The organism is Spirosoma sp. KNUC1025, assembly GCF_045160025.1.
GTDB lineage: Bacteria > Bacteroidota > Bacteroidia > Cytophagales > Spirosomataceae > Spirosoma.
The window spans coordinates 5,460,877-5,474,658 of the sequence record NZ_CP087139.1; the positions used below are offsets into that span (position 1 = coordinate 5,460,877).

General features: G+C 49.0%; 12 protein-coding genes and 1 pseudogene. 1 reads left to right on the forward strand and 12 read right to left on the reverse strand.

Annotation, left to right across the window (positions count from 1 at the left end; genetic code table 11):
• Positions 1-9: 9 nt before the first annotated feature.
• The 12 genes and pseudogenes from LN737_RS23920 to moaC form a co-directional block, all read right to left on the reverse strand.
• Positions 10-1,113 (reverse strand): iron-containing alcohol dehydrogenase family protein, encoded by a 1,104-nt coding sequence (locus LN737_RS23920; RefSeq protein WP_405512664.1) that lies wholly within the window; start codon positions 1,111-1,113, stop codon positions 10-12.
• Positions 1,107-1,364, reverse strand: coding sequence for a type II toxin-antitoxin system VapC family toxin (locus tag LN737_RS23925; RefSeq protein ID WP_405512666.1), 258 nt, complete (start codon positions 1,362-1,364; stop codon positions 1,107-1,109). The genes LN737_RS23920 and LN737_RS23925 overlap by 7 nt, the downstream gene beginning before the upstream one ends.
• 124 nt (positions 1,365-1,488) lie before the next feature.
• Positions 1,489-1,692, reverse strand: a complete 204-nt coding sequence (locus LN737_RS23930) for a DUF2281 domain-containing protein (RefSeq protein WP_405512668.1) — start codon at positions 1,690-1,692, stop codon at positions 1,489-1,491.
• Between the two features lie 27 nt (positions 1,693-1,719).
• Positions 1,720-2,046, reverse strand: a complete 327-nt coding sequence (locus tag LN737_RS23935; RefSeq protein ID WP_405512670.1) for a DUF2442 domain-containing protein — start codon at positions 2,044-2,046, stop codon at positions 1,720-1,722.
• Between the two features lie 89 nt (positions 2,047-2,135).
• Entirely contained in the window at positions 2,136-3,341 is a 1,206-nt protein-coding gene (locus LN737_RS23940) for a DegT/DnrJ/EryC1/StrS aminotransferase family protein (RefSeq protein WP_405512672.1), read from the reverse strand.
• A 146-nt stretch (positions 3,342-3,487) separates the two neighbouring features.
• On the reverse strand, positions 3,488-3,964 hold the full coding sequence (locus LN737_RS23945) for a nucleoside deaminase (protein WP_405512674.1): 477 nt from the start codon (positions 3,962-3,964) through the stop codon (positions 3,488-3,490).
• Positions 3,965-4,179: 215 nt separating this feature from the next.
• The gene (locus LN737_RS23950; RefSeq protein ID WP_405512676.1) at positions 4,180-5,688 is read right to left on the reverse strand and encodes a RagB/SusD family nutrient uptake outer membrane protein; all 1,509 of its coding nucleotides are present in this window, start codon (positions 5,686-5,688) and stop codon (positions 4,180-4,182) included.
• An 18-nt stretch (positions 5,689-5,706) separates the two neighbouring features.
• Entirely contained in the window at positions 5,707-8,838 is a 3,132-nt protein-coding gene (locus LN737_RS23955; RefSeq protein WP_405512678.1) for a TonB-dependent receptor, read from the reverse strand.
• A 1,043-nt stretch (positions 8,839-9,881) separates the two neighbouring features.
• Entirely contained in the window at positions 9,882-10,667 is a 786-nt protein-coding gene (locus LN737_RS23960) for a nucleotidyltransferase domain-containing protein (protein WP_405512679.1), read from the reverse strand.
• A 100-nt stretch (positions 10,668-10,767) separates the two neighbouring features.
• Positions 10,768-11,376, reverse strand: coding sequence for a DUF6992 family protein (locus LN737_RS23965; protein WP_405512681.1), 609 nt, complete (start codon positions 11,374-11,376; stop codon positions 10,768-10,770).
• A gap of 42 nt (positions 11,377-11,418) precedes the next feature.
• The gene (locus tag LN737_RS23970; protein WP_405512683.1) at positions 11,419-11,991 is read right to left on the reverse strand and encodes an NTP transferase domain-containing protein; all 573 of its coding nucleotides are present in this window, start codon (positions 11,989-11,991) and stop codon (positions 11,419-11,421) included.
• Positions 11,984-12,458 (reverse strand): annotated as a pseudogene (gene moaC / locus LN737_RS23975) (cyclic pyranopterin monophosphate synthase MoaC). The gene LN737_RS23970 and the pseudogene moaC overlap by 8 nt, the downstream one beginning before the upstream one ends.
• A gap of 93 nt (positions 12,459-12,551) precedes the next feature.
• Between moaC and LN737_RS23980 the strand changes: the two are divergent.
• Positions 12,552-13,769, forward strand: coding sequence for a molybdopterin molybdotransferase MoeA (locus LN737_RS23980; RefSeq protein ID WP_405512685.1), 1,218 nt, complete (start codon positions 12,552-12,554; stop codon positions 13,767-13,769).
• Positions 13,770-13,782: the final 13 nt, after the last annotated feature.

The following is a 13,782-nucleotide window of genomic DNA, read 5'->3' on the forward strand; positions in this document are numbered from 1 at the left end:
TGGCGTTTATTACAGACGACGGAACAGATTTTTTAGCAGATCAATCGTGATGACGTCCTGCCAGTTGTCGCCAATGGCGTGCAGCCACATATGCGGCAGATTGTACGATACGTGCGCCATTTGCGTGATGGTGTCGTCGCTCCAGTCTTTCGATAAGCCCTGCGGTAAATCAATCTGGTGATACGCTACCATCTCCTTGAACTCAGCCACGCCTTCCGGATAGTAATCTTCGAGGTGGTTCATGATCAGGCAGTTGGCGTAGCAATGCCGGGTGCCCAATATCTTCGACAGGCCGTAGCTGAGCGCGTGACAAACCCCCACTTCGGAGTACGTAAGGCTCAGACCACCCATCAGGGAGGCTACCATCAGTTTGTCGTCGTTTTCGGGTGTCTGACCCGATTTTTCGCCCAGATACACTTCGCGGCAGAGTTTCATGGCCTGCTCAGCGTAGGCATGTGAATAAGCATTGTTCATGCGCCCGTTTTCCGACTCAACACAGTGGATGTACGTATCCATACCGGTATAGAACCACCAGTTGCGCGGTACGGTAGCGATCAGTTCAGGATCGAGCACCACCTGGTTGAACACGGTCCATTCGCATTTGAGACCCAGTTTTTTAACCGGTCCGGTCAGTACGGCCGTCATGGACACTTCAGCTCCTGTTCCAGAAATAGTGGGTACTCCGACATGGTAAATACCCGGCTTTTTAATCAGGTTCAGCCCCTGGTAGAGCGTCGAAGAACCTTCGTTGGTGAGCATCAGCGACAGGGCTTTGGCAATATCCATAATGCTGCCGCCACCAATACCGACGACACCGGATGGCAGTCCTTTTTTCGCCAGAATTTCATCGCGAAGCTGATCAATTTGCTCGGTTGTTGGTTCGTGTTCCTCGACGCTGATGTAATACGTCAGGTCTTCGGGATGAACCGGAACGCGCTCTTCGAGGGGCTTGCCCTTGAAATAATTATCGACCAGAAAAACAAAATACCCTTCGTTGTCTGACCGTTTCGGAGCCAGAATCTCGTCGAGCTGTGAAAAGCTTCCCCGTCCGAAAACGGTTTTCTCTATGCCCTTAAAATTTTTATGCGTCGTTTGTGTTGGTGCTGCTACCATCTTGTTGTTAAGCCATATTGGCTAAAAAATATATCTTTCGTGGCAATAGGCAGGTTTTCGGCTAAAGCCTGCGAAATAATAAGCCTGTCAAAAGGGTCCTTGTGATGAACTGGTAACTGCTGAAGTTGCAGCAAGTGCGTCAATTCAATCGGGATAACCCAGAACTGATTACGTTCCAGAAAATTAAACAGTTCCGACAATGGGACTCCAAAATCCAGCTTACCTATGGCCGTTTTAATGTTATCTCCCATAAGCTTGCTATACTTACGTAACACTCATTCTCAGGATTACGAATAATTTCCTTAAGATCATCCGGCAAGGACTCGTCTCCTCCATAAAACCAGAGCAAGGTATGCGTATCAAGTAATAACCGCATTACATATACTCTTTAAAATCATCCAATGGATCGTCAAAATCATCAGCCAATCGCACTTGCCCTTTTGCATAACCAAACTCACGTTCTTTTTGTACCGTGTTGCGTTGCTTTTTGGTTCGCAGAAAGGCAACAAAGTCCTCTACCTCCTGACGAAGTTCGGGAGGTAGTGCTGTAATTTCAGTTAATAAGGCAGTCGTTGACATACGTTTGTAATAGAAAGAGTTGGTATCTTATTCTGGTTTATTCACTGAATTTGTCAGTCGTGGAGAAGGATACAAAACATTTTTCACGCCGATGATCTCATCAATAGTATCCCAGAAAACATGATAAGCCGAATAAGAGAATTGTTGCCTTTGTTCGGGCGTTGCCTTCGTCAACAAGGATGACCACGATATTGGCCACGCAATCGACCGACCATCTTCAAGATCAAAATGAACGCGCGTATCATCTACCCAAACGTTTGTTAGAATGGGCAACTCATCAATCGTTACCGATTCAGCTGTTACGTTTGGTTTTGTAGTTGATTGCAATTTGGTTGCTTGTGCAGTAGTTGTCATAGGCTCATCACCTACATGAATTGAAATGGCTCATTTAACAAATCGAACAAAGAAGAATCGAAAACCAGCGTTAATAAATAACGTCGGCATTACGCTTCCACCAGGGTTGCTTTCCGAACAGCTGCTTCGATGTTGGCCGCTAGTTTATCAACTTCCTCGTCCGTCCAGGATGCCCGTATGCCGAACGAAATCAATCGGCCAATTACGGCCTGTGCATTCGGAATATCCAGATTTGAATAGTTCTGGGGAGCGCCGAATTTTTCGATGCCCAGCGCCGAAGCCGTCCGCATTTCTTTGATATGATCCCACTGATTAATGAAGTGGTACATGTTTGTAAACCAGTAGTTGAATCCACCAACGCCGGCCGCATTCAGCTCGGCTACGGTACGTTGCGCTGCATCCGTATCAGGCAGGAGCATATTCAGGAACGTAGCGGAATCGCCACTCCCATCGGGAATGCGGGCAAAGGACAGCCCCGGTACGTTCGACAGAGCCGCCATCAGCCGAGTTTTGTGGGCGTTGTTGCTCTTGATAATGTCTGGTACCCGGCGCGTTTGTACCAGTCCAACGGCTGCGTGCAGTTCGCTGATCCGGTAGTTGAATCCCAGAATAGGGTGTTGCTCCATACCCCGGTTTGTGCCGATGTGGTCATGGCCATGATCGGAATACGAATCCGCGTGTTTATAGGCTGTTTCGTCGTTGGTGACCATAATTCCACCCTCGCCCGCCGTGGCGATCTTGAAAAAATCAAACGAATAGGCACCCGTTTTACCCCACAGGCCGGTCGATGTGCCCTGGTAACTGGCCCCCATCGCCTGTCCGGCATCTTCAACCAGAATCAGATTGTGTTCCTGAACAACGCTCATAATGGTTCGCATATCAGCCATCTGACCGCACATATGAACCAGACAAACCGCTTTGGTTTTTGGCGTAATGGCCTTCCGGATACCGTCGGCGCTCAGGCAAAGGGTCTCGTCAATATCGGCGAAAACGGGTAGCGCCCCAATCATCAGTACGGCTTCGACCGTAGCGATATAGGTGAATGGTGGCACAATTACCTCGTCGCCTGCGCCGATGCCAGCGGCTGCCAGCGCACACAGAACGGCCGTTGAACCACTTGATACAGCATGGGCGTATTTTGCTCCAACTACCTTGGCGACCTCAGCCTCGAACTCGCGGGCTTTGTAGATATTATTTCGTTGTGCTTCGTGATTATACCGAAACAGGATGCCGGTCTCAAGCACGTCGTTGATTTCCTTGCGCTCGGCCGCTCCAAAAAATTCCATTCCTGGCATATCGTAAACCGTTTAGAAAGCCGCTCTGAAGGTATGATTTTCCGATGCGGCTTTTTTCTGCAAAAGTACGGGTTTCTTTTTAGTACTAATAGTCAATAGTCATTGGTCATTAGAAAAGCCATGAACGCACTGATGCCTGTTGACTATCAATACGGAATGCGTTTTTCCAAAGCGATCCACTCGCTGAAAACCGCGTCGGCTTCGTCGCGCAGGAGTTGATGCATCGGTATGTGGCGTTGTTCGCGGGCTTTGTCCAGTTCTTCGTAGATAAACTGATCATCAAAACCCGCTCCGGCCGCGTCGGAATGAAAAGCCCCGTACACAATCCGGTTCGGCCGCGCCCAGTAAATAGCGCCCAGACACATCGGGCAGGGTTCGCAGGATGCGTACAGCGTACAGCCCTCCAGCTGAAACGTACCGAGATTCCGGCAAGCGTCACGTATGGCAACTACTTCAGCATGAGCCGTTGGGTCGTTGGTCGACGTAACCTGGTTGCAGCCCCGCCCTACAATTTCACCATTGCGGACAACAACCGAACCAAAGGGTCCGCCCTGTCCGGTTGTCATGCCTTCGCGGGCCAGTCGAATGGCCTCACGCAGGAAATATTCATCTTGATTAGTCATTACACACGTATAAAAACGGTACTTCGATTGGTTCTGTAAAGATGTAACATCCAAACAGGAAAACGTGATTCCTCTGTTTCATAAAAAACACAACGGCTAATTCAGAAACGAATTAGCCGTCGCAGTTTCTATAATCATTGGTTAATTAGTTAGTAGGCATTAGCGCGTTCCTGCATTTTCCAATGACTACTGACCAATGACCAATGACCAATACTCTAAAAACCAGTATTGTTTGGTAGCAAATTCGGGTTCACGTCCGACTCCTGTTTCGGTACCGGGAACAGCAAATTCTTTTCCGTGAACGTAGCGCCAAACACGGTCTTATGCCCCACAAAACTATCCCAGTTGCCTGTTACGTCGTTGTGGACTTTCCGGGTGCGGATCATATCAAACCACATTTTGTTCTCAAAGCAGAGTTCAAAATAGCGTTGCAGCCAGACTTCCTGCTCAAACGCCGTTTGGCTAAGCGCCCCAATCGGAGCCAGATTGGCCCGCGCCCGGATTTTGTTGACATAGCTGATCGCGTTGGCGTTCGGTGCCCCTTCGGCCCGGTTCGACGCTTCCGCATACATCAGGTACACATCGGCTAACCGGTATATCGTATAGTTCAGATCCGATTTGGCCGTATTCGTCACCGCATTCACATCGAACCACTTGTAGATGTACGTATTTTTAAACGTAACGGTCTGCCCCGTTTTTATACTCGGGTAACTCGTGTAGAAAAACTGCTTCTCCTGAACCCGCTTATCGCCCGCCGGAAACGACTTGATAAACTCTGGTGTCGGATAAACAGAGCCGTATTCATCCGAGTATTTCGAGATTCCGGAATAGTTTGGGATCGTGAGCGCTGTAAGCGGATTAGTCGACGGTACGCTGGCTGCATACTGCACCTGAAAGATGAATTCACCGGTGTTTTTATTGGCCGGGTTGATCATGTCGGTGTAGTTCGGAAACAACGTGTAGCCACCTTTCTGAATGACGTTCAGCGAGCGCTTGGCCGATTCGGCATAGTATTGGGCTCCGCCATTGATAGCTGCTCCTGCATAGGTCAGGTACACATCGGCCAGCAGCGACTCAACCATCCCCATTGAGACTTTACCGGTATTATCCTGCCATGGAAGCGTGGAGGCTTCGGCAGTTAACAGGTCGGGGATAATAATCTTGTCGTAGATATCCTTGGCTGGCGTACGGGGTAAATTCAGATTCAGATCCGTTGGCACAGCCGTTACGCTGGGCACAGCGCCATACATTCTTACCAGAAAGAAATAATACAAGGCACGTAACGTATGCGCTTCGGCCAGCATGTTGGTTTTCTGCGCATCGGTTAGTCCACTGGCGTTGATCGTGGGAATGCTCTGAATAGCCAGATTGCAGGCACCGACGCCCTGATACAGTTGCAGCCACCACGTGTCGACGTAAAACGACGTATTGTTGTAGCTTAGGTTCTCGAAATTGATAAACCCCGTCTGGCCCAGATCGCTATTGGCTTTGCCGGTCATAAATTCCAGCAGATTCCAGGTGTTACCACCGTATGAGGATGCCTGACCCGCCAACAGGCCCTGCAGGTTCGCATAACCCGCGTTGGCATACGCCCGGGCTACCTTAACGCTCGATACGTTCGATGAAGGCGTTATGAATCCGGTCGGGTTTTCCTTCAGAAATTCCTTGCAGCTACTCAGGGTGAGCAGCGATGACGCTAAGGCTATATGTTTGAGAATTTTCATGGCTTTCAGAGTGACGAGTTAGAAAGTAAGGTTAACGCCTAAGTTCCAGACGCGCGGACGTGGATACGAGAAGAAGTCGAGGTTTTGGGAGAACGAACTGTTGGCGCCGTAACCCGTATTGAACGTATCGACTTCCGGATCATAACCCGAGTACTTCGTGATAACAAACAGGTTCTGCACGCTACCGTAAACGCGTAGACGATTGATTTTCAGGCGTTGTAATGTGGCAGTCGGCAACGAGTACCCTAACACGAAGTTTTGCCCGCGAATAAACGATCCGTCTTCTACCCACCACGTATCGAAATGTGAATCCTGCGCAAACTTGTAGTTACGCACCTGCGAGATCATTGTGTTCTGATGATCGGGCGTCCAGGCATCGAGTACGGTCGCCAGGCTGTTGGCAATCGTCTGACGGTCTTCGGTAGAGTGTTTGAACGTAGCGGCTGTATTGATGCCCTGCACAAAGCGGATATCAAAGTTGAAGTCCCAGTTTTTGAACTTAATCGAGTTGCTGAACGTACCGGTCCACTTCGGTGTCGTATGCCCAATGATGCTGTAATAGTTACTGCCATCTGCATTATAGATGTATTTTCGGTCGCCCGGCTTCAGGTTATGCTGAGCAGCCAGATCCGCTTCGTCGGAACTGTAGGTGCCCAGGCGGGTCATTCCGTATAAAGAACCGATGGATTCACCAACGCGCAGAATGTTCGTTTGCCCTAAAAAGTTAGGTCCTGGAAAAATATCCGCGTTGCCATTATTGAGTTTCAGGATTTTATTCTTGTTCGAGGCAAATATGAAATTGGTCGACCAGGTGAAATTACCTTTCTGAATATTTACGGTATTCAACGACACTTCGATACCGGCGTTACGTACCGACCCGACATTCTGATACACGTTTGCAGTACGTTCGCCCGCCGACCACGGAATAGGAGCCTGCAACAACAGATCTTTGGTGACACGGTTGTAATAATCGACGGTCAGGTTGATGTTGTCGCGGATGCCTAGTTCAACTCCGGCGTCAAACTGCAGCGATTTTTCCCACCTCAGGTTCGAGTTACCAATATAACCCGGTAGCAGCGTTGGCTGCAGAGCACCACCCAATACAGTCGTGTTTGGCTGAATCTGCGCAATCGACTGATACTGCCCGATTTCCTGGTTTCCCGAGAGACCATAACTCGCCCGAACTTTCAGGTTACTGATGGTCTTGTTCCCCTTCAGAAAACTTTCTTCCGACAAGCGCCACGCGGCCCCTACCGACGGGAAAAACGCGAATTTATTATTGGCCCCAAACTTGGATGAGCCATCGTACCGACCCGTTGCGGTGAACAGATATTTTTCGTTCAGATTATAGGTCAACCGGGCAAAATACGAGTTCATCGCCCATCGATAATCGGAAGAGGTCGACGAGCTCCTTACCGACCCGGACCCTAAAGCGTGCCATTGAAAAATATCGTCAATGAAATTCTGGGTCTCTACGTAGTCCGTTTCCTGATTATACTGCTGCCAGGAAGCACCCAGCAGCGCCGTTAAATGCTGACGCGGATTAATCTGTTTGTTCCAGGTGAGGTAATTTTCCGATTGCCAGTAGTTATTTGTGTAGCCTCTAATGCTGGCTACCCCACCCTGGTCGGACGATAAATGGGCCAGATTCTGCGACGAAAAGAAGTTATTTTTCTGCCAGTTCAGATTAGCCCCGAAGTCGGTTCTGAAGTCAAGGTCTTTCGTAATGTGAAACAGCATATACACATTGCCAAGTCCCTGCAACGTATTGTTGATCGTATACCGGTTATTCGCAATATTGACCGGGTTTGGGCCACCTTCCAGCCCTGCAATGTCATTATTGCCCGCCCAGCTACCATCAGGATATTTAACCGGAACGATGGGCACTTCTTCAGACACCATCCGCGGTACGTTCAGTCCGCCGTTCCCATCCGAAACCAGCCGCTGACTGCTGTTGATGATATTGATGGCACCCCCAACTTTCAGCCAGTTGTTTACATTATTGTCCATGGTAAACCGGGCCGAATACCGCTTAAAATTCGACGTAATCATCAGGCCGTTCTGGTTCAGATAACCCAGCGACAGGCTGTACAGGGTTCTGTCGTTGCCACCTTGAAAATTAAGCTGGTGCGTTTGCGAAAAAGCGGGCTTATACACTTCTTTTTCCCAGTTGGTATTGTACAGCGGCTTGTCATTTGAATCAAAAAGCAACGGAAAATTGGTGTGATTAAGCGCAGCCGGAGGAGCCCAGGTACCACCGGCGGGGTCGAATTTGGTACCATTGGCAAACGCCTGGTTGTAGACCTGCACAAACTGATCTGAATTCAGCGTTTTTACGTGCCGGTACAAGTCGCTGACGTTTACATTCCCTTCGTACGTAACGCGGGTGCCGCCCGCCCGGCCGCGCTTGGTCGTGATGATAATTACCCCGTTGGCACCCCGAGCGCCATAAATAGCCGTCGATGACGCATCTTTCAACACTTCCAGCGAAGCGATGTCGTTCGGGTTAATCGAGTTCGCATCAACCCCAATCACGCCATCCACTACGTAAAGAGGATCAAGGCTGGAGTTGATCGACCCCAGGCCACGAACCCGCACTTTGGCAGCAGCGCCCGGCGCATTACTGTTTACGCTAACCTCAACCCCTGCAATTTTCCCCTGCAGCGCCTGCGATACGTTGGGCACCGGCTTATCCATCAGCTCTTCCCCTTTTATGGTGGCTACAGCGCCGGTCAAATCTGATTTCTTTACCGTACCGTACCCGATCACCACTACTTCGCCAAGCGATTTAGAATCGGCGGCCATGGCGACGTCTACTGTAGTTCGATTGCCAATTTTCACTTCCTGGCTCGTGTAGCCAACAAAGCTGAACACCAGCACAGCCGATTCGTTGGGCACCGTAATGCGGTAATTTCCTTCGGTATCGGAGGTCGTACCGGAATTTGAACCCTTTATAACGACGTTCACACCCGGTATTGGCGTACGCGATTCCCCATCGATAATTTTACCCTGAATGGTAATGTCGGCCAGTCGCGGAGCGCCATTCAACCCGGCGGCTGAGGCCACCGAACTTACCAATACGAGCTTCAGCAGGAGTATCCTCATCATCCTGTCGAACGCCCAGACTGAACTCTGTACAGCGTTTTTCATATAGTTTAAACAGTTAAGAGATTGATTAACAGCACATTTTTTACGTTGAAAGCTTTTTGAAAAGGCATAGCAATAGCACCACGCTCCGAAGGCCAGTCGGCTCGAAGCATCCGTACGCGAACGATGAACGGTTATTTAAACGCTAGTAAGTGGGTTGCCTAAACGCAATGCCAATGGGTATCTTCCAAATCCCGTTGGGTCGATTGGCTTTCTGATCCATAGACAATTGATTGACCTGCTAAAGCAGTGTTAAGGGTACTCTGACCAGCGGTTGAAGCCGTCAGTAAACTATATACAGTAGCCCAATAATGGTGTGGTGTTTTCTTTCTGAACTATTAAACTTCCAGAACGGCCTTATGTCTTCAATTTCGACACACGCACTACTTTTCAACTTGCAATAATTAATAAAAATTGAAGCATGGGTGTATTTTGAATTTTTCGGTCATACTTGATTACTTTTTCAATCAAAGAGCACGACCATAAAATATTACTTATGCTTTTTTCTTTTTTTGAAATTTCTTAAAACTCAATTGGCTTCTCTCACTAAGAATAAATCACCTCAAATATTTTCAGTTTTTCTATTATAAATTATTCATAATCAATCGCTTATAAATGAATAATAAATAATTATCAAATATTTATTTATTGCTTTTCTTCGTAAAATTACTTTAAAATATTTCCTGGTCATTAAGTATTTTTTATCAAAATCCACACAAATACTTAAGGAGTTTTTACATTAAATTTTTAGCACATTTGAATTAAAAGCAAGTTAAAAATAATTAAGAATTTAATCGAAAGTATGCTTATATAAACAGAATAAACTTTATATATTAAAAACAGATTCTTAATTCTTTAAGACTTATTAAAACGCACTCAGAAAACTAACTAATAATAGTACTTACCTTACGCACGTAATTTTACTTCTCTCCAGAATTACTATTTCATAAGTAGAAAAACAATTGTCGGTTTGCCGAAACAGGTATTTACCCATTTCAACAAACCGACAATTGACATCTGTCTGAATTACGTATTAAACCCGGGACTTAAAGAGAAGCTACGTACTTTGATACAGCCGCCTGAGCCGTGCTGTTTTTTCGGAAGTTTTCGGGAGCCAGGGCATCCCGCAGGGATTCGTACAGATAGATAGCCTCCCATAAACTGCTTACTAATACGTCCCGGTCGGGCATGGCTACAGTTTTACGTAGTTGCGTAAGTTCAGCCATACCAAACGTAGTTTCGGCCCGGCGAACTCCCCGCGGCAAACTCGAATTTTTCAGGTGAAGCATTGGTCCCAGCACAGCGTTTCGAACAAAGGCCAGAAAATCAATAGCTTCGAAGTACTCACCCCGGCCAACCTTGAGGGCAGCGTAATGCGCCCATATCCAGAACCGGTCTTCAACCCACTGAAAGTCGAAGGGGGGATACTGCGCCGTTGATTGCTGGATAATCGTCGTTAATGTCTGATCCCGCTCCCAAAGCACAATGGGGTCTTCTACCCGGTTATAAAACTCATCCGGCGTTAAAAACTTGATATCTACATGCAACAGGGATGGCGCATATAGTGTAATGAGCAGGCGCGGTTCGCCAACGTGATCGCCCCGAAATGAAGCAATCATGGCGCCCAGATTAGCCGCGTATGCCTGCATCTGATCCAGTTCGGGAGCTATTTTTCGGTTCGTCACCAAGACCAGATCGAGATCGGAATAAGCATCCACTTCTCCGGATGCCCAGGAGCCGCCTGCCGCCAAACCGACCGCATCCGGGTCCTGTTCAATGTGTTCAATAGCTTTGGTAATGAATAGTCGAAAGGGTTGTAAATGAGGTTGCATTGCCTGTATCACCGGGGCACGGTGCGGTTGGTAAATTATCGCAGAACGACGTGAATTTCTGATAAGTTCGGATCATGACCAATTTTCACTAAGGCAAGTCTTAGCGAATAGGCACAACAAGGCCCATACCAGTCTGCCCCGCCGAGAGCAGAATCCGTTCCTGTTTATCACCGCGTTTTTTGAAAATAAAACAATTGACCAGATCGAACGCCAGCAAAAATCCTCCCTGTGCCATAATGGATTTTCCATACCCACGTAACTGATCGGCTTTGTCAGGATGAGATTCGGCCCGTTCGCGCAGGTACGCTCCGCCCACTACGTAGGCCACATCCAGCCCCGCATTAATCAGCAGAATCTGTTTCATGTTCTCATGCTTCCGAACAGCATCGGCTAAAGTCTCTGAATCCGTTGTGCGTTTGCGCGAACCGAGCAGCCCGGCTCCTGCAATACCCAGATTGACCAGATTCCAGTAGCTATTCATCTTATGGAAATACTTCGTTTCGCCGGATGTCTGACCAGCAGCTACAGCACCGACGGCAATGTTCGCCAGCGCAAACGTACCAAGTGTCAGACCCAGCGTCTTCTGATGCCTGATGCGCTGCTCGCTGAACGTACGTAGTTCAGGTGAATCGGTCACGCGTTGGGCCGATACTCCACTCCCGAGAAGAAAAGGGCCGACAGCCAGCAATAAATGACGTAAGGGATGCATAGGGATTTGTTTGGTTTATGAACCCCGATAACGGCCTGATGTTCATAAACCCAGTTTCTCCCTAGCCGATGGATCGTTTATATTCGTGAGTTCACGAACATCCGGCACAGTTAGCAATTGGATATCATTCTGTTGCAAAAGCTCGCGGGGCGAATAAGCGCCACTAGCTACTGCCTGTTGAATAACCGGCCCAAAGGCGGGTTCATAAATACCCAGCAGGGGCTCGGGCAACCGACCGTCGGAATCATAAAATACGGTCGCCATTTTGGCCGCGTTACGTCCTTTCACGAGTGCGTCGAGCGACTGAATCGTTAGCAGGGGCATATCACAGGCAACAACCAGCCAGGCGGCTTCCGAATCATACCTAGAGGCCGACAAAATTCCGTTCAGTGGTCCCGGCAAATCAAACGCATCGACAATACGAAGTTGCTCAGAGCCGGTCAGTTCAGCGGCCTGCGCTACGTTTACCGACCAGAAAACAACGCTGCAATACGGTTTCAGCAAATCGGTTAGATGTTCGCGCTGCGGTTTTTCGTGATAAACCAGTTGCGATTTATCCTGCCCCATGCGTGTGCTACGTCCGCCCGTCAACACCAGTCCGTTCAGTTTAGCCACGACGAAAATCCCGTTTACCCCCCGTTTTTTCCATGAGCTTCGTTTCCTTAATGATGATATCATGCGATAAGGCTTTGCACATATCGTAGATAGTCAAAGCCGCGACCGACGCCCCTACCAAAGCTTCCATTTCGACGCCGGTTTTGCCTTCCGTTGAGACTCAGACAATCGATTATCGCATCGGTACCTTCAGTGGTGATGGTTATCTGACAGTTATCCAGACCCAGTGAATGGCAGAGCGGAATCAGCTCGTCGGTACGTTTGGCCGCCATCGTTCCGGCAATAATTGCGGTCTGAAATACGGGTCCTTTTTTCGTGGCAATGTCGGTACCAACCAGATGCTGCATAATTTCCGGACCAAGCACTACGGTACTTTGGGCACGGGCCGTCCGACGCGAAATAGCTTTAGCGCCAACGTCGACCATGGCCGGATTGCCGTCTGCGTTGAGATGAGAGAAAGAGTCCATTTTTCAGAATGATGAATAATGAATGAAGAATGATAGATTGCATTCGGTACGTCAAAATTCATCATTCTTCATTCATTATTCATCATCATCCGCATGCTTTCCGTTTCAGAAGCTTTTGCCCTTACTCAACAACACCTGCTCACGCTACCCGTCGAAACGGTTTCGCTCGTCAATGCGGATGGCCGTGTGCTCCGCGAAGCCGTTTATGCCGACCGCGATTTTCCCCCGTTCGACCGTATTGCTATGGATGGCATTGCGATTCGATTCGCTGATTATGAAGCTGGACAGCGTACGTTTCCGATAACTGGCATCCAGTTTGCCGGTCAACCTCAGCTGACTTTAGGGGATGCCAATACGTGTCTGGAAGCTATGACGGGAGCCATGTTGCCTGCGGGTGCCGATACGATTGTCCGTTACGAGGATATTCAGCTTGCCGACGGCCAGGCGACAATTACCATTGACGACCTGGAACAGGGACAAAACCTGCACCCACGCGCTACAGACCGGCGTGCAGGCGATGAATTACTACCCATCGGTACACGGCTCGGACCATCCGAACTTGCCGTTGCGGCTTCCGTTGGACAAACCAGCCTGAACGTAACGGTGTTGCCTCGGGTAGCGCTCATTTCCACAGGCGACGAGCTGGTTGATATTGGCGAGACGCCCCTGCCCTACCAGATTCGGCGATCCAATACGTACATGCTCCGGGCGGCTTTGAAATCGCTCGGCATTACAGCTACGCTGCATCACATTGTCGATGACGAAACTATTCTGAATGATCGGTTGGCTACGCTGCTTTCAGAAAATGACGTAGTGATTTTAAGCGGGGGCGTCTCGGCCGGGAAAGCCGATTTTGTGCCCGATGTACTGGCGCAGTTGGGCGTTCAGAAGCATTTCCACAAAATCGATCAGCGACCCGGTAAGCCCATATGGTTTGGTACTACGTCTGCGCAGGCTGGCCCGAACCGGGCTGTGTTCGCCCTGCCAGGTAATCCGGTCTCAACGGTGTTGTGTGCGTACCGCTACGTATTGCCTTATCTGCGGGCATCTATGGGATTGACACCGGCCCCGACCCTATATGCTCAATTAGCGAAACCCGTTATGTTCAAGCCCGCTATTACGTATTTCCTGCCGGTTCGGCTCATCTCCGAAGCGGATGGTCGAACGCTGGCCCATCCCTTACCGGGCTCGGGGTCGGCTGATTTTGCTAATCTGCTGAACGCCGATGCGTTTATGGAACTACCGGCTGACCGGTCGGAATTCAACGCTGGGGAAGCTTTTCAACTCTGGTCAACAAGAGGGAGTTATTGATTGCCTTCCCCAA

Excerpts from the sequence above, each read along its gene's own strand:
- LN737_RS23920 (WP_405512664.1), bottom strand. The coding sequence starts at position 1,113 with ATGGTAGCAGCACCAACACAAACGACGCATAAAAATTTTAAGGGCATA.
- LN737_RS23925 (WP_405512666.1), bottom strand. The coding sequence starts at position 1,364 with ATGGGAGATAACATTAAAACGGCCATAGGTAAGCTGGATTTTGGAGTC.
- LN737_RS23930 (WP_405512668.1), bottom strand. The coding sequence starts at position 1,692 with ATGTCAACGACTGCCTTATTAACTGAAATTACAGCACTACCTCCCGAA.
- LN737_RS23935 (WP_405512670.1), bottom strand. The coding sequence starts at position 2,046 with ATGACAACTACTGCACAAGCAACCAAATTGCAATCAACTACAAAACCA.
- LN737_RS23940 (WP_405512672.1), bottom strand. The coding sequence starts at position 3,341 with ATGCCAGGAATGGAATTTTTTGGAGCGGCCGAGCGCAAGGAAATCAAC.
- LN737_RS23945 (WP_405512674.1), bottom strand. The coding sequence starts at position 3,964 with ATGACTAATCAAGATGAATATTTCCTGCGTGAGGCCATTCGACTGGCC.
- LN737_RS23950 (WP_405512676.1), bottom strand. The coding sequence starts at position 5,688 with ATGAAAATTCTCAAACATATAGCCTTAGCGTCATCGCTGCTCACCCTG.
- LN737_RS23955 (WP_405512678.1), bottom strand. The coding sequence starts at position 8,838 with ATGAAAAACGCTGTACAGAGTTCAGTCTGGGCGTTCGACAGGATGATG.
- LN737_RS23960 (WP_405512679.1), bottom strand. The coding sequence starts at position 10,667 with ATGCAACCTCATTTACAACCCTTTCGACTATTCATTACCAAAGCTATT.
- LN737_RS23965 (WP_405512681.1), bottom strand. The coding sequence starts at position 11,376 with ATGCATCCCTTACGTCATTTATTGCTGGCTGTCGGCCCTTTTCTTCTC.
- LN737_RS23980 (WP_405512685.1), top strand. The coding sequence starts at position 12,552 with ATGCTTTCCGTTTCAGAAGCTTTTGCCCTTACTCAACAACACCTGCTC.